This window comes from Klebsiella sp. GB_Kp047 (assembly GCF_040065235.1).
GTDB lineage: Bacteria > Pseudomonadota > Gammaproteobacteria > Enterobacterales > Enterobacteriaceae > Klebsiella > Klebsiella quasipneumoniae.
The window spans coordinates 101,835-120,365 of the sequence record NZ_JBEAJG010000033.1 but is presented as its reverse complement, the minus strand read 5'-3'; the positions used below and the strand labels follow the sequence as shown (position 1 = coordinate 120,365).

At 54.6% G+C, this 18,531-nt stretch carries 15 protein-coding genes; 10 read left to right on the top strand and 5 right to left on the bottom strand.

The features are described 5' to 3' along the window. Positions 1-471: 471 nt before the first annotated feature. The 4 genes from cra to leuO all read right to left on the bottom strand — a co-directional run bounded on the left by cra (position 472) and on the right by leuO (position 5,238). On the bottom strand, positions 472-1,476 hold the full coding sequence (cra, locus tag ABLV76_RS14935) for a catabolite repressor/activator (RefSeq protein WP_004145952.1): 1,005 nt from the start codon (positions 1,474-1,476) through the stop codon (positions 472-474). A gap of 180 nt (positions 1,477-1,656) precedes the next feature. Continuing rightward, positions 1,657-2,148 (bottom strand): acetolactate synthase small subunit, encoded by a 492-nt coding sequence (gene ilvN, locus ABLV76_RS14930; protein WP_002888536.1) that lies wholly within the window; start codon positions 2,146-2,148, stop codon positions 1,657-1,659. A gap of 2 nt (positions 2,149-2,150) precedes the next feature. Continuing rightward, positions 2,151-3,875, bottom strand: coding sequence for an acetolactate synthase 3 large subunit (ilvI, locus tag ABLV76_RS14925; protein ID WP_017901190.1), 1,725 nt, complete (start codon positions 3,873-3,875; stop codon positions 2,151-2,153). A 394-nt stretch (positions 3,876-4,269) separates the two neighbouring features. After that, entirely contained in the window at positions 4,270-5,238 is a 969-nt protein-coding gene (gene leuO / locus ABLV76_RS14920; protein WP_072140386.1) for a transcriptional regulator LeuO, read from the bottom strand. 614 nt (positions 5,239-5,852) lie between these two features. On the opposite strand from leuO, the gene leuL reads away from it, so the two are divergent. The 9 genes from leuL to aroD all read left to right on the top strand — a co-directional run bounded on the left by leuL (position 5,853) and on the right by aroD (position 16,033). Further along, the gene (leuL, locus tag ABLV76_RS14915) at positions 5,853-5,939 is read left to right on the top strand and encodes a leu operon leader peptide (protein WP_017901192.1); all 87 of its coding nucleotides are present in this window, start codon (positions 5,853-5,855) and stop codon (positions 5,937-5,939) included. Between the two features lie 95 nt (positions 5,940-6,034). Continuing rightward, positions 6,035-7,606 (top strand): 2-isopropylmalate synthase, encoded by a 1,572-nt coding sequence (gene leuA, locus ABLV76_RS14910; RefSeq protein ID WP_004204323.1) that lies wholly within the window; start codon positions 6,035-6,037, stop codon positions 7,604-7,606. Further along, positions 7,606-8,697, top strand: coding sequence for a 3-isopropylmalate dehydrogenase (gene leuB, locus ABLV76_RS14905; protein ID WP_017901193.1), 1,092 nt, complete (start codon positions 7,606-7,608; stop codon positions 8,695-8,697). The genes leuA and leuB overlap by 1 nt, the downstream gene beginning before the upstream one ends. A gap of 2 nt (positions 8,698-8,699) precedes the next feature. Next, a complete protein-coding gene (leuC, locus tag ABLV76_RS14900; RefSeq protein WP_004177417.1) occupies positions 8,700-10,100 on the top strand; it encodes a 3-isopropylmalate dehydratase large subunit in 1,401 nt (466 codons plus the stop codon). A gap of 10 nt (positions 10,101-10,110) precedes the next feature. Next, positions 10,111-10,716 (top strand): 3-isopropylmalate dehydratase small subunit, encoded by a 606-nt coding sequence (gene leuD, locus ABLV76_RS14895; RefSeq protein WP_004204321.1) that lies wholly within the window; start codon positions 10,111-10,113, stop codon positions 10,714-10,716. A gap of 397 nt (positions 10,717-11,113) precedes the next feature. Continuing rightward, entirely contained in the window at positions 11,114-13,147 is a 2,034-nt protein-coding gene (locus ABLV76_RS14890) for an FAD-dependent oxidoreductase (protein ID WP_049116629.1), read from the top strand. An 11-nt stretch (positions 13,148-13,158) separates the two neighbouring features. Continuing rightward, on the top strand, positions 13,159-14,022 hold the full coding sequence (locus ABLV76_RS14885) for a shikimate dehydrogenase (protein ID WP_017901194.1): 864 nt from the start codon (positions 13,159-13,161) through the stop codon (positions 14,020-14,022). Positions 14,023-14,032: 10 nt separating this feature from the next. Next, positions 14,033-15,247 (top strand): MFS transporter, encoded by a 1,215-nt coding sequence (locus ABLV76_RS14880; RefSeq protein WP_062914367.1) that lies wholly within the window; start codon positions 14,033-14,035, stop codon positions 15,245-15,247. A 30-nt stretch (positions 15,248-15,277) separates the two neighbouring features. Then, the gene (gene aroD, locus ABLV76_RS14875) at positions 15,278-16,033 is read left to right on the top strand and encodes a type I 3-dehydroquinate dehydratase (protein ID WP_101839076.1); all 756 of its coding nucleotides are present in this window, start codon (positions 15,278-15,280) and stop codon (positions 16,031-16,033) included. Positions 16,034-16,070: 37 nt separating this feature from the next. Here the strand turns inward: aroD and ABLV76_RS14870 are convergent, their stop codons facing one another. Continuing rightward, positions 16,071-16,967 carry a LysR family transcriptional regulator gene (locus ABLV76_RS14870; RefSeq protein WP_004204315.1) on the bottom strand — a complete coding sequence of 299 codons (897 nt, stop codon included), beginning with the start codon at positions 16,965-16,967 and terminating at the stop codon, positions 16,071-16,073. Between the two features lie 231 nt (positions 16,968-17,198). Here ABLV76_RS14870 and ABLV76_RS14865 point away from each other — a divergent pair, with 231 nt between their 5' ends. Continuing rightward, positions 17,199-18,509 (top strand): MFS transporter, encoded by a 1,311-nt coding sequence (locus ABLV76_RS14865; RefSeq protein WP_004204313.1) that lies wholly within the window; start codon positions 17,199-17,201, stop codon positions 18,507-18,509. Positions 18,510-18,531: the final 22 nt, after the last annotated feature.

Sequence of the window (18,531 nt, the reverse complement as noted above, 5' to 3'; positions counted from 1 at the left end):
TTAACGTTATGAATACGTGTAAGAAAATAACCAACAAACTCGTAACAGTTATAAACAACAAAATATCTTCGGCGGGAAAATATAAAGTGTCAGTTTGCGACGCGAGCGGCATTTTAGGCCATTATGCCGGCCGTTAACAGTACCTGTTGCTGCCTGAGGGGTGGACCAGGCGCGGGATAAGGCAGGGGAGAACGGTGGTGGCGAACAAAATGGGTGTTAATTCAGCAATTAACCTGGTGAATGTAACAAAATAATACAATTAAAGCCTGCACCATCATTTTTTGTGTCCTGTTTTGAGTCACAAAACGATTGCCAGGGAATAAAACAAAATAACGCGTAAAGAAGTTTAAGGATTTGTCTGAAATATATTCAGTTTTGCATTCTGGACGTCAGTTGCCTGATTTATCGCCAGCGGCCCGCTCTCTGGCAGGCCTGCCAGGAATAATCCTGGATGCTGACGATATTGCGCCCTTAACGGCGATTCAGGCTGCCGCGGCGATAAAGATTACGACGAATACGGCTGAGGCCTGGTTTCGGCTTGCGCGGTTCATCGAGGCTAGCGAGGACGATCTCGAGCACCCGCTCAGCAACATCGCGATGGCGCTGGGCCACGGCCAGTACCGGACACTGCAGGAAATCGAGCAGCTCATTATCGCCGAAGGTGGCGATCGCCAGCTCGGAAGGCAGTTTACCCTCACGGCGCAGCGTCACATCCATGACGCCCTGCAGCAGCGGGAAAGAGGTGGTAAACAGCGCCTGCGGCATCGGATGGGTTTCAAGCCATTTTTCAAACAGCTGGGCCGCCGCTTCTCGCTCATAGCTGTTGGCATAGAGATAATGCACCTCACGCGGATCGTCCTGCCAGGCTTTACGGAAGCCTTGCTCGCGCAGGAAGCTCACCGACAGTTCCGGCAGCGCGCCAAGATAAAGCACCGTTTCGCCTGGAAAAGTCCGCAGCTCGGCGGCGAGCATCTCGGCGTCATCCTGATCAGCGCCGACGACGCTGGTGAAGTGCTCGCGATCAAGGGCGCGGTCGAGGGCGACAATCGGAAACGGATCGTTAGCCCAGCGCTGGTAGAAAGGGTGCTCCGGCGGCAGCGAGGTGGAAACAATGATGGCGTCCACCTGGCGCTGTAGCAGATGCTCGATACAGCGCATTTCGTTATCGGGCTGATCCTCCGAGCAGGCAATCAGCAGCTGATAGCCGCGCTGGCGCGCCTGCCGCTCCAGATAATTTGCAATGCGGGTATAGCTGGTGTTTTCCAGATCCGGGATCACCAGACCGATAGAGCGTGTGCGTCCTGCACGCAGGCCAGCAGCGACCGCATTCGGATGATAGTTGTGCTCTCGCACGACAGCCATCACCTTTTCGACCGTCTTGTCGCTTACGCGGTACTGCTTCGCTTTGCCATTAATCACATAGCTCGCGGTGGTTCTTGAAACACCGGCCAGCCGGGCGATTTCATCCAGTTTCACAATTGCCCCTTGGGTAAGAAGTGCCAAACATAACCATTATTCAGGTATGGAACCCTTTTTATAACATCTAAACGCAGAATAGTTAGCGCAGCAACCGCTTTCGCTTACAGTTCCTACTGATTTCGCAAAAAAAAAGCCCGACAGTCGCTGCCGGGCTATTTTTGCATCAATTCCCGATCCTCAGCGCATGATTTTATCACCGCGAGACAGGCCGACCACGCCGGAGCGAGCCACTTCCACGATCCGAGCGACATCGCGCAGCGAGGCCAGGAAGGCGTCGAGCTTATCGCTGGTGCCGGCGAGCTGGACGGTATAGATAGAAGGCGTCACGTCGATAATCTGTCCACGAAAGATTTCGGTGTTGCGCTTCACTTCTTCACGGCCGTAACCGCTGGCCTGGACCTTCACCAGCATGATTTCACGTTCGACATGAGCCCCCTGCCCCAGCTCGCTGACCCGCAGGACATCCACCAGCTTGTGCAGTTGCTTTTCAATCTGCTCGATCGCTTTTTCATCGCCCACGGTCTGGATGGTCATCCTGGAGAGGGTCGGATCGTCTGTCGGCGCGACAGTCAGGCTTTCTATATTATAGCCGCGCTGGGAAAAGAGGCCGATAACGCGGGACAATGCGCCCGATTCGTTTTCCAGTAATACCGATAATATCCGGCGCATAATCAGGTCCTCTCCGTTTTGCTCAACCACATTTCATCCATGCCGCCGCCGCGGATCTGCATGGGGTACACATGCTCACTGCCGTCGACGGTGACATCGACAAACACCAGCCGGCGCTGTCGCACCTGCTCCAGGGCTTCAGCAAGCTTCGTCTCCAGTTCCTGTGGCTCACTGATGCGGATGCCAACGTGGCCATAGGCTTCCGCCAGACGCACAAAGTCCGGCAGCGACTCCATATAGGACTGCGAGTGGCGCCCGGAATAGAGCATATCCTGCCACTGCTTCACCATCCCCAGATAGCGGTTGTTGAGGTTAAGCACCAGGACCGGCAGTTCATATTGCAGCGCGGTAGAAAGTTCCTGAATATTCATCTGGATACTGCCGTCACCGGTCACGCAGACGACCATTTCGTCCGGCAGAGCCATTTTGACCCCCAGCGCTGCCGGTAGGCCAAAGCCCATGGTGCCGAGACCACCGGAGTTAATCCAGCGCCGCGGTTTGTCGAAGGGGTAATAAAGGGCGGCGAACATCTGGTGCTGACCCACATCGGAAGTGACATAGGCATCGCCCTGGGTCAGTCGCCAGATCGTTTCAATCACCGCCTGCGGTTTGATCTTATCGCTCTGGTCGTCGTAGCGCAGACAATGGCGGGCGCGCCACTGCTCAATCTGTAGCCACCAGTCGCGAATATCGTCCAGCGGCTGCTGCGCCTCTTCCTGTTCCAGCAGCTCCAGCATCTGTTCCAGCACCAGCCGGGCATCGCCGACGATCGGCACATCTGCCGGCACGGTTTTCGAGATTGAGGTCGGATCGATATCAATATGCAGCACAGTCGCGTTCGGACAGTATTTGGCCAGGTTATTGGTGGTCCGATCGTCAAAGCGAACGCCGACGGCAAAAATCACGTCTGAATGGTGCATGGTCATGTTGGCTTCATAGGTGCCGTGCATGCCCAGCATCCCCAACGCCTGCGAGTGCGTCGCCGGGAAAGCGCCCAGCCCCATCAGGGAGGAGGCCACCGGCAGCTTCAGCTTTTCCACCAGTTCGCGCAGCTGTGGTTCGCATTGCGCATTGATCGCCCCGCCGCCGACGTAGACGACCGGCTTGCTCGCCGCCACCAGGGTCTGCAGGGCGCGTTTAATCTGGCCTTTATGGCCGCTGGTCGTCGGGTTATACGAGCGCATGCTGACCGCGTCTGGCCAGACGTACGGCAGTTTCTTCGCCGGATTGAGTATATCCTTCGGCAGATCGACCACCACCGGCCCGGGGCGACCGCTGGCCGCTAACCAGAAGGCTTTCTTCAGCACGCCGGGAATATCTTCGGTCTGCTTCACCAGGAAACTGTGCTTCACCACCGGGCGGGAAATCCCCACCATGTCGCACTCCTGGAAGGCATCGTAGCCGATAAGCGATGTCGCCACTTGCCCTGAGAGGATCACCAGCGGGATAGAGTCCATATAGGCCGTCGCGATACCGGTGATGGCGTTCGTCGCCCCAGGCCCTGAGGTCACCAGCACCACACCGACCTCCCCGGTCGCTCGCGCCAGACCATCCGCCATATGCACCGCCGCCTGCTCGTGGCGAACCAGCACATGATCGATACCGCCAAGGGTATGTAACGCATCATAGATATCGAGGACTGCGCCTCCGGGATAGCCGAATACTTGCTTGACGCCCTGATCGACAAGCGATTGGACGACCATCTCGGCTCCTGACAACATCTCCATGGTTTGCCTCCAGGCTTATTGTTTTACGACAGCGGAACTCAATTTCCGCGCGCTCGCACGATGCGAAGGGGTACCCCTCCGCACTGAGGTGAATGGACTGCATGCCACTACCATAACTGCTCGCCAGCAGGCAGGCAATTCGCCACGACAGGGGCTTTCTAAGTGGAATAAGAAGAAAAACAAGCGGAGAGAGGAAAATATGGTGGAATGCTTCAGAGATAAGAAAAGAGAATAGTAAATACTCGGAGAAAAGGCGCGATAGCAGGAATTGATCCATTTTTTGTTAACGGGCGGAGAGCAACTGAAAGGGTAAACAGCATAAAATTCTGCATTCTTGTAATTCAATCATATAAAAAAAGGAGCCGAAGCCCCTTTCATGATCATTGCCATCGGCTCAGCGCTGACAAATATCCACCAGCAGCTCTTCCATCCACTGATGGCCTTTATCGCGACCCGCCGCTTCGTGCCAGGAGAGATAGCAGGTCCGGCTATTCACCTTCAGCGGCAGAGGTAATATTTGCAGCGCTAACTTATCGGCAAACTCATTTGCCAGCCAGCGCGGCGCAATGGCCACCATCTGCGTTTGCGACACCACGTTTAATACGCTGACCATCGCATTACCTTGATATGCGATGCGCGCTTGTTTATCGGCGGTGTCATACCACGGCAGACTGAATGAGGCATACCGATCGAGAGCCACCGCGGCATGCTCCTCGCGATAAATATCAGCCTCCATCACCGGTCCGGAGATACGCGGATGGTTGCGGCTAGCCACCAGAACCATTTCATCTTTGAATAGCGGTACACAGGCAAATTCAGGACGACGAAACTCTTCATAACCGATCACAAATTCCGTTTCCTGATAACGTAACTGATGTTCCGTATTTTGATTAAGCGCTGATTTAAAGACTAAATGAATATTGGGCGCGATTTCGGCGACTTTATTAAAAATTACCGACGTCAGGATGTTATCCAGCGGGCTACAGACGCACAGATTGAAAACACGCTCACTGCTCAAGGGTTCAAAACCGGAGCCTGGCAATTCGTTTTGCACCAGCTGCAGCGCCTGACGCACTGAGCCAAAGAGCTGATAGGCCCGCGCCGTCGGCTGAATACCGCGGCCATAGCGCACAAACAGCTCATCATTAAACATCACTTTCAGACGTGAAACCGCGTTGCTCACCGCCGGTTGAGACATGCCGAGCGTATGGGCGGCACGGGTAATATTCTGTTCCTGCATAACCGCATCAAAAACGGTAAGCAGATTGAGATCAACCATCCGTAGTTGAGGTTTTACGACTTCCTGTCCGGGGGCTGATTTATATTCTGGACTTTCAATTAACATATCTAGTTCCGCCGTCACGATGAATTCCCTTTGCTAAACCGCTATGATTAGCGGCGAAAATATCATTTATCATGCTAATCACATTTGCAAAATAGCAAAGGTGTATTTTAGGAATATATCAAGGCTATGAGTGGCAGTGTAAATCCGGTACCGCCGGAATAGGTGAACTGCTCAAACCATACTAGTTACTTAATGATGATGAGTTTAACCATAATTCAGAAAAATAAAAACAACACCAATGATTAACTGTAACTTAAGCAATAATAAAGCATTTTATTTTCTACCCCATAAAATTAACAACCATTTATCATTGAAAAAAGAGCCGTTAAGGGGTGGAGATATTCACACGAAAAATAAATATAATCTTTTCATTTAGATAGCGATTTTTTGCCGCCTCGCTCGCGGCGCATCGTGAGCGAAGCCTTTAATGCAAAGTACATTGTCAAATGAAACATATCCCAGTGCGCTCCCGCAGGGCCAAAAAAGGATCTTCGGCAAAAAAGGGCAAACATCAGCACAATTAGCTAATTCACGCCGTGGACCAAAAACGCTTTTTCCATGCCAGGGGTTGACTTTGAAACGGCTATCCAGTAACTCTAAAAGCATAACGATTTCATCTGGAGTTTGACGCAATGATTCGCACCACTCGCATCACCAGCCTACTACTACTAAACGCATGCCATTTGCGCGGTAGGCTGTTGGGCGACGTTCAGCGTTAAGTCATCTTCCAGCAAGACTATAAAACCCGCGCCTTGGCGCGGGTTTTTTTATGCTCGTCAACAAGGCGCCAGGACACAGACTAAGGATCCAAACCATGAGCCAGCAAGTCATTATTTTCGATACGACCTTACGTGATGGCGAACAAGCGTTACAGGCAAGCCTGAGTGTCAAAGAGAAGCTGCAGATCGCTCTGGCCCTCGAGCGCATGGGTGTTGACGTGATGGAAGTCGGTTTCCCGGTTTCTTCTCCGGGCGATTTTGAATCCGTGCAGACCATCGCGCGCACCATCAAAAACAGCCGCGTATGCGCTCTGGCGCGTTGCGTTGAGAAAGATATCGACGTGGCGGCGGAATCCTTAAAGGTGGCCGAAGCGTTCCGTATCCACACCTTCATCGCCACCTCGCCGATGCATATCGCCACCAAACTGCGCAGCACCCTGGATGAAGTCATTGAGCGAGCGGTTTATATGGTGAAGCGGGCGCGCAATTACACTAACGATGTCGAATTCTCCTGTGAAGACGCCGGCCGTACGCCAATAGCTGACCTGGCTCGCGTCGTGGAAGCAGCGATTAACGCTGGCGCCACCACCATAAATATTCCGGATACCGTCGGCTACACCATGCCGTTCGAGTACGCCAACATTATCAGCGGCCTGTATGAGCGCGTACCGAATATCGACAAAGCCATTATCTCCGTTCACACCCATGATGACCTGGGCATTGCCGTCGGCAACGCCCTCGCCGCGGTCCACGCCGGAGCTCGCCAGGTAGAAGGCGCGATGAACGGTATCGGCGAGCGCGCCGGCAACTGCGCGCTGGAAGAGGTCATCATGGCGATTAAAGTGCGCAAAGACATCATGAACGTGCACACCAATATCAACCACCATGAAATCTGGCGCACCAGCCAGACCGTCAGCCAGATCTGCAACATGCCGATCCCGGCGAACAAAGCCATCGTCGGCACCGGCGCCTTCGCCCACTCCTCCGGTATCCACCAGGACGGCGTGCTGAAGAACCGCGAAAACTACGAGATCATGACCCCGGAATCCATCGGTCTGAACCAGGTGCAGTTGAACCTGACCTCCCGTTCCGGCCGCGCGGCGGTGAAACACCGGATGGAAGAGATGGGCTACCAGGAGAGCGATTACAACCTGGATCATCTGTATGACGCGTTCCTGAAGCTGGCGGACAAAAAAGGACAGGTCTTCGATTACGATCTGGAAGCGCTGGCCTTTATCAACAAGCAGCAGGAAGAGCCAGAGCATTTCCGCCTGGATTACTTCAACGTTCAGTCCGGCTCCAGCGATATCGCCACCGCCTCGATCAAACTGGTCTGCGGGGATGAGATCAAAACTGAAGCCGCCAACGGCAACGGTCCGGTCGATGCTATCTACCAGGCGATTAACCGCGTCACCAATTACAACATTGAATTAGTGAAATATGGCTTAAGCGCGAAAGGCCACGGCAAAGACGCCCTGGGCCAGGTGGATATCGTCGTTGACTACAACGGCCGCCGTTTCCACGGCGTTGGTCTGGCAACGGATATCGTAGAGTCGTCAGCCAAAGCGATGGTTCATGTGCTGAACAACATCTGGCGCGCCGCCGAAGTCGAAAAAGAATTGCAACGCAAAGCTCAGAATAAAGAGAACAATAAGGAAACCGTGTAATGTCGAAGAATTACCATATTGCCGTTTTGCCGGGTGATGGCATTGGCCCGGAAGTGATGAACCAGGCGATGAAAGTACTGGAAGCCGTGCGCCAACGTTTTGCCATGCACATTACCACCAGCCAGTACGACGTCGGCGGCGCGGCCATCGACCGCCAGGGAACTCCCCTGCCGCAGGCGACGGTCGCCGGATGCGAGCAGGCGGACGCGATCCTGTTCGGCTCCGTTGGCGGCCCGAAGTGGGAACACCTGCCGCCCGCAGAACAGCCAGAGCGCGGCGCCCTGCTGCCGCTGCGTAAACACTTCAAACTGTTCAGCAACCTGCGCCCGGCCAAACTGTATCAGGGGCTGGAAGAGTTCTGCCCGCTGCGCGCCGACATCGCCGCCAACGGCTTCGACATTCTCTGCGTTCGCGAACTGACCGGCGGCATCTACTTCGGCCAGCCGAAAGGCCGCGAAGGCAGCGGTCAGCATGAGAAAGCTTTTGATACCGAGGTGTATCACCGCTTTGAAATCGAACGTATCGCGCGCATCGCTTTTGAATCTGCCCGTAAACGTCGTCACAAAGTGACCTCCATCGATAAAGCCAACGTTCTGCAGTCCTCTATTCTGTGGCGCGAAATCGTCAGTGAGATCGGCAAAGAGTATCCGGACGTTGAGCTGGCGCATATGTATATCGATAACGCCACCATGCAGCTGATTAAAGATCCGTCTCAGTTCGACGTGCTGCTGTGCTCCAACCTGTTCGGCGACATCCTCTCCGACGAGTGCGCAATGATCACCGGCTCGATGGGTATGCTGCCGTCCGCCAGCCTTAACGAACAAGGTTTCGGCCTGTACGAGCCTGCAGGCGGCTCGGCGCCGGATATCGCTGGCAAAAATATCGCTAACCCGATCGCGCAGATCCTCTCCCTGGCGCTGCTGCTGCGCTATAGCCTTGACGCTAACGAGGCGGCGAGCGCAATTGAAAGCGCGATTAACCGCGCTCTGGAGGAAGGGGTTCGTACCGGCGACTTAGCGCGCGGCACGGCGGCGGTCAGCACTGATGAAATGGGCGATATCATTGCCCGCTATGTCGCAGAAGGGGTGTAATCATGGCGAAGACGTTATACGAAAAATTGTTTGATGCGCACGTGGTGTATGAGGCGCAAAACGAAACCCCGCTGTTGTATATCGACCGCCATCTGGTGCATGAAGTTACCTCCCCGCAGGCCTTTGACGGCCTGCGCGCCCACGGCCGCCAGGTGCGCCAGCCGGGTAAAACCTTCGCCACCATGGATCACAACGTCTCGACGCAGACCAAAGACATTAACGCGTCCGGCGAGATGGCCCGCATTCAGATGCAGGAGCTGATTAAGAACTGTAAAGAGTTCGGCGTTGAGCTGTACGACCTGAATCACCCGTACCAGGGCATCGTTCACGTAATGGGCCCGGAACAAGGGGTGACCTTGCCGGGGATGACCATTGTATGCGGCGACTCCCATACCGCCACCCACGGCGCGTTCGGCGCGCTGGCCTTCGGCATCGGCACTTCCGAAGTGGAACATGTGCTGGCGACCCAGACCCTGAAACAGGGTCGTGCGAAAACCATGAAAATCGAAGTGCAAGGCAAAGCGGCGCCGGGCATCACCGCCAAAGATATCGTGTTGGCGATCATTGGTAAAACCGGCAGCGCCGGCGGCACCGGCCACGTGGTGGAATTCTGCGGCGAAGCGATCCGCGATCTGAGCATGGAAGGTCGCATGACCCTGTGCAACATGGCGATCGAGATGGGCGCCAAAGCGGGCCTGGTCGCGCCGGATGAAACCACCTTCAATTACGTACGCGGCCGTCTGCACGCGCCGAAAGGCAAAGATTTTGACGATGCGGTGGCGTACTGGAAAACCCTGAAAACCGACGACGGCGCCACATTTGACACCGTGGTGACGCTGCAGGCGGCTGAGATTGCTCCGCAGGTGACCTGGGGCACCAACCCAGGCCAGGTGATTTCGGTCACCGATAATATCCCCGATCCTGCGTCATTCAGCGACCCGGTGGAACGCGCCAGCGCTGAGAAAGCGCTGGCCTATATGGGACTGAAATCCGGCATCCCGCTGACGGAAGTGGCTATCGATAAAGTGTTCATCGGCTCCTGTACCAACTCGCGTATCGAAGATTTGCGCGCCGCGGCGGAAATCGCCAAAGGGCGTAAAGTGGCGCCGGGCGTCCAGGCGTTGGTGGTACCAGGTTCCGGTCCGGTGAAAGCGCAAGCGGAAGCGGAAGGCCTGGATAAGATCTTTATCGAAGCCGGCTTTGAGTGGCGCTTACCGGGCTGCTCGATGTGTCTGGCGATGAACAACGACCGCCTGAACCCGGGCGAGCGCTGCGCCTCCACCAGCAACCGTAATTTTGAAGGCCGTCAGGGCCGCGGCGGACGCACGCACCTGGTGAGCCCGGCAATGGCCGCGGCGGCGGCTGTGACCGGCCATTTCGCCGATATCCGTAATCTGAAGTAAGGAGACCATCATGGCAGAGAAATTTACCCAACATACCGGCCTGGTGGTTCCGCTGGATGCTGCAAACGTCGATACCGACGCGATTATTCCCAAGCAGTTTCTGCAGAAAGTGACCCGCACCGGCTTTGGCGCGCACCTGTTCAACGACTGGCGCTTCCTCGATGATAAAGGTCAACAGCCGAACCCGGAGTTCGTGCTGAACTTTCCTGAGTACAAAGGCGCCTCTATCCTGCTGGCGCGGGAAAACTTCGGCTGCGGCTCCTCCCGCGAGCATGCGCCGTGGGCGCTGACCGATTACGGTTTTAAAGTCGTTATCGCCCCAAGCTTTGCCGATATTTTCTACGGCAACAGCTTCAACAACCAGCTGCTGCCGGTGACGCTGAGCGATGAGCAGGTCGACGAGCTGTTCAGACTGGTGCAGGCCAACCCGGGCATTACGTTTGAAGTGGACCTGGAAGCGCAGGTGGTGAAAGCGGGGGATAAAACCTACAGCTTTAAGATCGACGATTTCCGTCGCCACTGCATGCTTAATGGCCTGGATAGCATCGGCCTGACGCTGCAACATGAAGCGGCGATTTCCGACTATGAGCACAAGCTGCCGGCGTTTATGAATTAAGCTTCGCGCCCGGTCATTTGACCGGGCTTTTTAATTTATTGCGGCAGAAAATTGAGATCTCACGCACAAAAAACAATATTAATTCTTCGAACGTCAGCCCATGACGTTGGCCTGCCCCACGCGATAAAGACGAATGATTTCGCTTTCTTCCCCCTGACCTGCGCGGTTTATGTATTAACCCTTCACTGCAAGTAAAAATAAGGTATGAGTGTTTAATATAAAAATATAACAATGTGAAAGAAGCGTTAATCTCATAGAGACCCCCTATAGCTCACAGCAAAAAAAAGCATTATTTTTCAATTTTTCCCCTCGCTATCTTTTCCCACAGAGAAATATTAACTAAGGACACGCCCGGGCCCCCGCATAGCGGCCTCCCGGCCTCCTGTGGAGAGAAGAGATGAGCCACTATCCGCACCTTTTCAGTCCGTTGACCATCAACGGCATGACGCTAAAAAACCGCATTATTATGCCCCCGATGGGCACCAATATGGCTACGCTCAATGGCGAGGTCTCGCAGGAACAGCTGGAATACTACGAACTGCGGGCCAAAGGCGGAACCGGTCTTATCACCATCGAAAACATCTGTATTGATTTCCCTTTCGCTTCCAACGGCACCACCCAGCTGCGGATCGATAACGATCAATATATCCCGCGGCTGTTTAAATTAACCGAGACCCTGCATAAACACGGCGCCTGCGTATCCATTCAGTTAAATCACGCTGGCGCTTCCGCTTATGCCTACCGCCTCGAGGGTCAGACACCGCTCTCCTCCTCGACGACGCCCTCGAAAAAGCACGGTAATATTCCGCGGCCAATGACCCATGAGGAAATTTATCACGCGGTGGAAAAATTCGGGGACGCCGCAGAGCGCGTTCGTCGCGCGGGTTTTGACTGCGTCGAAATTCATGCCGGCCACTCCTATTTAATTAGCCAGTTTTTATCGCCGTTATTTAACAAACGCACCGATGAATTTGGCGGCAGCGTCGAAAACCGCACTCGAATATTAGGTCTGATTGTCGATAAAGTTCGCGCCTGCGTCGGGCCACGTTTTCCGGTCAGCCTGCGCATCAGCGCCGACGACTTCCTCAAAGGCGGCAATACCCTCGAAGATTCCTTGCGCATCCTTGAGCTCTGTCAGGAGAAGGTCGATATCATCAACGTCTCGGCGGCGCAGAACGACAACCTGAATCTGCAAATCGACCAGATGTCGCTGGAGGATGGCTGGAAGCGTTACCTCTCCCGCGCGGTGCGCGATAAATTCCATAAGCCCACGGTCATCGCCGGCAATATCCGTACCCCGCAGGTGGCCGAGGATATCCTCGCCAGCGGCGATGCCGATCTCATTGCCATTGGTCGCGGTCTGATTGCCGAGCCGGAGTGGGTGCAGAAGGTGCAAAGCGGTAAAGAGCGCCTGATGCGCAAATGCATCTCCTGCAACATCGGCTGCGCCGACCATCGCATCGCCCGCTCGCGCCCGCTGCGCTGTTCAATTAACCCGGACATCATTCACGGCGATGCCTACAAAACGCGGCGCGTTAATCGCGAAACGAACGTGGTCGTCATCGGCGCCGGCACTGCCGGGATGGAGGCCGCCTGCACGGCGGCGGAAGTCGGTTGCCACACCTGGCTGCTGGAGGCGAAAAATCACGTCGGCGGTCTCGCCAGCGATATCGCCCGTCTGCCGGAGAAAAAACGCATCGCGGATTTCCCGCAGTTTATGAAAAACCGCATCGCCGCGCTGGACAACCTGATGCTGCAGGTCGGCAAACGGGCAGACGTGGCCTCGGTTTCCGCCCTGCGTCCACATCTGATCGTCAATGCCACCGGCTCAACCCCCCTGCTGCCGCCCATTGCTGGACTGCGGGAGAATATTGACGCCGCGGAAGGCAAAGTCTTCTCCATTACCGGCATGATCGACAATCTGGCGAAATTTACCCATGTCGAGGGCAAACGCATCGCCGTTGTCGGCGCGGGCGCCGTTGGCCTCGACGTCATCGAATACTTTACCGCTCGCGGCGCGCAGGCGGTCTTAATCGAAATGCAGGACGCCGCCGGTCGCGATCTCGACATCATTACCAAGAATGCCATGTTGACCATGCTCGACGAGCACCAGGTCGAACAGCACATGAATACGCAACTGATGGCGGTGGCTGCCGACCATTTCCAGGTGAAAAATACACAGCACACCTTCGATATCCCCTTCGACTACGGCTTTGTCTGTCTGGGGATGCGCGCCAACCGGACGGGTCTCGACGAGATCGAACGCTGGGCCAATGCCAATAACGTCAAAATCATGAATATCGGCGACAGCGTGATAGCGCGACGCATTATCGACGGCATCCGCGAAGGCCGCAACGTGCTGGACACCCTCGAAGACATGGGTGCGCTGGGCAGCCGCGAAGCACAACGAATTCCCTTTCTAACTTATTGAGGATTTTTGTCATGGCAGAACGTATTACTGGACACACTGAGCTGATTGGTCTGATCGCCACCCCGATTCGCCACAGCATGTCGCCCACCATGCACAACGAGGCTTTCGCCCATCTCGGGCTGGACTACGTCTACCTGGCTTTTGAAGTCGGTAATCAGGAGCTGAAAGACGTTGTCCAGGGCTTCCGGGCTTTGAAGCTGCGCGGCTTTAATGTCTCTATGCCGAACAAAACCGAGATTTGCCAGTATCTCGATAAGCTGTCGCCGGCGGCGCAGCTGGTCGGGGCGGTGAATACCGTGGTCAATGACGACGGCGTCCTGACCGGGCATATCACCGACGGCACCGGCTATATGCGCGCCCTTAGCGAAGCGGGTATCGATATCATTGGCAAGAAGATGACCGTGCTCGGTGCCGGCGGCGCGGCGACCGCACTCTGCGTCCAGGCGGCACTGGATGGCGTGAAGGCGATCTCCATCTTCAACCGTCGCGATAAATTCTTCGCCAACGCCGAAGAAACGGTCGCCAAGATCCGCAACAACACGCGCTGTGAGATCCATCTGTTCGATCTTGACGATCATGACAAACTGCGTGCCGAAATCGATAGCAGCGTGATCCTGACCAATGCCACCGGGGTCGGCATGAAGCCGTTCGAAGGCCAGATGCTGCTGCCGGACGACAGCTTCCTGCGTCCGGATCTGATCGTCTCCGACGTCGTATACAACCCGCGCAAAACCCACCTGCTGGAAGTGGCTGAGAAAAAAGGCTGCCGCACGCTAAACGGCCTCGGGATGATGCTGTGGCAAGGCGCGCGCGCGTTCGAAATCTGGACGGGTAAACAGATGCCGGTTGATTACATCAAAAGCATCCTGTTCTAAGGGGCAAGCGATGAAAAATAAATACGTCCCTACCGCGGCAGGGCTGTACCTCAACTACCTGATCCACGGCATGGGGGTGCTGTTAATCACCCTCAACATGGCCCATCTTCAGGAACAGTGGGGAACAGATAAAGCCGGCGTATCGATCGTTATCTCCTCGTTAGGTATTGGTAAGTTAGCGACCATCGTGACCGGATTTCTCTCGGATCGCTTCGGTCGCAAGCCCTTTATCTATCTGGGGATCCTGAGCTACCTGATCTTTTTCGTCGGCATTCTGCTGACCAAAAATATCTATCTGGCCTATGTCTTCGGCATTATGGCGGGCCTGGCGAACAGCTTCCTCGACTCCGGCACCTATCCGGCGCTGATGGAATCTTTCCCGCACTCCGCCAGCCGGGCCAACGTGCTGATCAAAGCCTTCGTTTCCGCCGGGCAGTTCCTGCTGCCGTTCATTATCAGCTTCCTGATCTGGGCGAATCTATGGTTCGGCTGGTCGTTCGTGATTGCGGCGGCGCTCTTTGTACTGAGCGGGATTTACCTGCTTAAAATGCCATTCCCTGACAGCCAGGCAGCGAAAAAAGAGGAATCTCCTGAGCCACAGGCGGAAACGTTCGCCCGTCCGCAGGCCAACAAACTGGATATGATGATCTTCACGCTGTACGGCTATATCGGCATGGCGACGTTCTATCTGGTCAGCCAGTGGCTGGCGCAGTACGGCCAGTTCGTGGTCGGGCTGCCCTATGCCTCGGCGATTAAGCTGCTCAGCATCTATACCGTTGGGTCGTTGGTCTGCGTCTTCGTGACTGCTGCCTTCGTCAAAGAGGTGTTCAGCTCTGCCGTCGCCATGATCATCTATACTGGCCTGTCGATGGTCTCGCTGCTGCTGGTGTGCCTGTTCCCGACGCCGATGATGGTTACCGGCTTCGCCTTTGTCATCGGCTTTGCCGCCGCGGGCGGAGTGCTACAGCTGGGAGCGACGATCATGGCGATGAGCTTCCCGAACGGGAAAGGCAAGGCAACCGGGATCTTCTACACCGCCGGCAGTATCGCCAGCTTCACGATCCCGCTGATCACCGCCAAACTTTCGCAGATCAGTATTGCCAGCATTATGTGGTTTGATTTTGCGATCGCCGTGATCGGCTTTGTGATCGCCCTGTACATCGGCTATCGTCAACTGCAGGCTCGGGCGGCGCAAAAAGTATCACCCACCGCAGTCACCGCCTGAGGTTCAACGCGAATAATAATGGATGCCTACATGACAAATGCAGTTACCGTAAAGAACATCACCTTCCAGGAAGGGGAAACCTTAATTTGTGTACCGCTGATCGGCAAAACGCTGGATGAAATACTGGGTAACGCCCACGGCCTGGTCGACGCCGGCGCCGATATCATCGAATGGCGCGTTGATCACTTTACGCAGGTCAGAGAGATGGCCCAGGTGATGGCCGCGCTGGCGGAAATCCGTGGTGCGCTGAAAGCCCTGCCGTTGCTGTTCACCTTCCGCAGCAAGAAAGAAGGCGGCGAGACCGAGCTCAGCGACGATGCCTACTTCGCGCTCAACCGCGAAGCGGCGAGCAGTGGACTGGTTGATGTCATCGATGTCGAGCTGTTCAATGATGAAGCGAAGATCCGCGCGCTGGTTGACGATGCGCATGCCGCGGGCGTCAAAGTGATCATGAGTAACCATGATTTTCATAAAACCCCCGCCCAGGAAGATATCATCTATCGCCTGCGCCGCATGCAGGATCTGGGTGCCGATCTGCCGAAGATCGCGGTGATGCCGCAATCGCCGCAGGACGTTCTGACCCTGCTCGCCGCCACGCTGACCATGAAAGAGAAGTATGCCACCCGCCCGCTGATCACCATGTCGATGGGAAAATCAGGCGGCGTCAGCCGGGTGACCGGGCGTCTTTTTGGCTCAGCCATGACCTTCGGTACCGTGGGTCAAGCTTCCGCGCCGGGACAGATCGCCATCAATAAGCTGCGTGAAGTGATGGATATTCTCTCCTGATAACCCCTTAGCCCGGAGGACCACTCCGGGCTATTCGCTAACAGATCTTCTGGCTGTCGTGGATGACCACATTTTTAAACGACTGCAGCGCCGGGGAAAGTCCCCGGTCTTTCATGGTCGCCAGATAGATATAGCGCGGAGGGAGGGTGTTTTTAATCTTCAGGATATGGACGTTGTAATGGGAGAGCGCCGAGATCCGCGGCATGATCGCGATCCCGTAGTCAATGCTGACCAGCCCGGCCATCGCGGTATCCTCTTCCACGTAGCAGGCAATCTCCGGCACCAGCTTTTGCTGCATAAATACATTATCGATAAACGGACGTAAGCCGCTATTTTCTGAAAAATAGATATAGGGATAATGAATCGTCTCCACGAGGTCGACTTCATGTTCATACAGACGGGCCAGCGGATGATCCCTGGCGGTCACCACCACCAGCTCCTGCTGAATAACCGGAATAAAATCGATATCGGGCTCATCGGCAATATAAGAGCAGATCGCCAGATCGACTTTTCCCGCTTTCAGCTCCTGCAACAGCGTCAGCGAGGTCCCTTGAGTAAAAGAAAAAGTCACATTGTGAAACTCAGGTGAAAGAGAATATTTATTAATTAACTGCGGAACAACATATTCGCCCATCGTGTAAATAAAGGCGATACGAATGTTTTCTTTATTTTCAGCGCCGTTTTTTTGCAAAACTGTGCGGCCATTTTCCAGTGAGGCCAGGGCATCTTCGACATACGGCAGAAAACGCTTGCCGTTTTGCGTAATTTTAACGTTCCGTCCCTGTCTGGCGAACAGCGCGACCCCTAACTCCTTCTCCAGCTCTGATATCGCATGGCTTAGCGAAGGCTGAGTGATGCACAGACTGGAGGCCGCTTCGGTATAATGTTCAGTTTCAGACAGACGTTTAAAATAATAAAGTTGCTTTAGGTTCATTATTTTTGCCCGTATAATATAAGAATAAATCCACTGATGCTAATATACCATGCAAGCCACCAATAATGCGCATGAGCGGGTAAATATCGGCGGTATATCAAATATTATTTTCTGAAGCGTATGAATGTGCCACAAAGCGTTGCCATTCATAGATACTACCTATAGTTCCCGGAGATATTTTTGCATATACAAATATATGCAAAAATATTTTAAACTTTAAAGGATCTCGCTATGAGTATGTCAAACTCTCAGGAAGTCCTCACTTCCTCATCAGGGACGAAAAAAAGAAGCCGCGTTCGGATAGTTATTTTACTGCTGTTGTCCGTCGGAACGATGATCAATTATCTCGACCGCACCATCCTCGGTATCGTTGCCCCACAGTTAACCCAGGAAATTCATATCGATCCGGCGATGATGGGCATCATTTTCTCCGCCTTTGCCTGGACCTATGCCCTGGCGCAGATCCCCGGCGGCATGTTTTTAGACCGCTTCGGCAACAAACTGACCTATGCCCTGTCAATTTTCTTCTGGTCGCTGTTTACCCTGCTGCAAAGTTTCACCCTCGGGCTTAAATCTCTGCTGCTTCTGCGCCTGGGACTTGGCGTCAGTGAAGCGCCCTGCTTCCCGGCCAACAGCCGCATCGTCAGCACCTGGTTCCCGCAGCATGAGCGCGCACGGGCGACGGCAACATATACGGTTGGTGAATATATAGGACTGGCGGCCTTCTCACCGCTGTTATTTTTAATCCTCGAACATCACGGCTGGAGAACGCTTTTTTTCCTCACCGGAGGATTAGGTATTTTATTTACTTTGGTGTGGTGGCGTTTTTATCACGAACCCCATGAATCGCGCACGGCTAATCAAGCGGAGCTGGATTATATCGGCGCAAACGGTATTAACAATAAAATCCAGAACGTTCCATTTAACTGGCGTGACGCCAGGCGCCTGCTGGGCTGTCGCCAGATCCTCGGCGCCAGTCTGGGTCAGTTTGCGGGCAACACCACGTTGGTGTTTTTCCTGACGTGGTTTCCCAGCTATCTGGCCAACGAGCGCCATCTTCCCTGGCTGCACGTTGGCTTCTTCGCCACCTGGCCGTTTCTCGCCGCCGCCATCGGCATCCTCTTCGGCGGCTGGATCTCGGACCGACTGCTGAAGCGAACCGGCTCCGTCAATATCAGTCGGAAGTTACCAATAATTTCCGGATTATTACTCTCCAGCTGTATTATTGCGGCGAACTGGGTGAGCGCCAACAGCACCGTTATTATTATTATGTCAGTGGCATTTTTTGGTCAGGGAATGGTTGGTCTGGGCTGGACGTTAATTTCTGATATTGCCCCGGAAAATATGGCAGGCCTGACCGGCGGGATATTTAATTTCTGCGCTAATATGGCGTCGATTATAGCCCCACTGATAATTGGCGTGATTATCTCCGCAACGGGTAACTTCTTTTACGCACTGATCTACGTCGGCCTGACGGCGCTGATCGGCGTGATTGCCTACATTTTTATCATCGGCGACATCAAGCGAATCGAACTGAAGTAAAGACGGCGGCCCCGGCGAATTG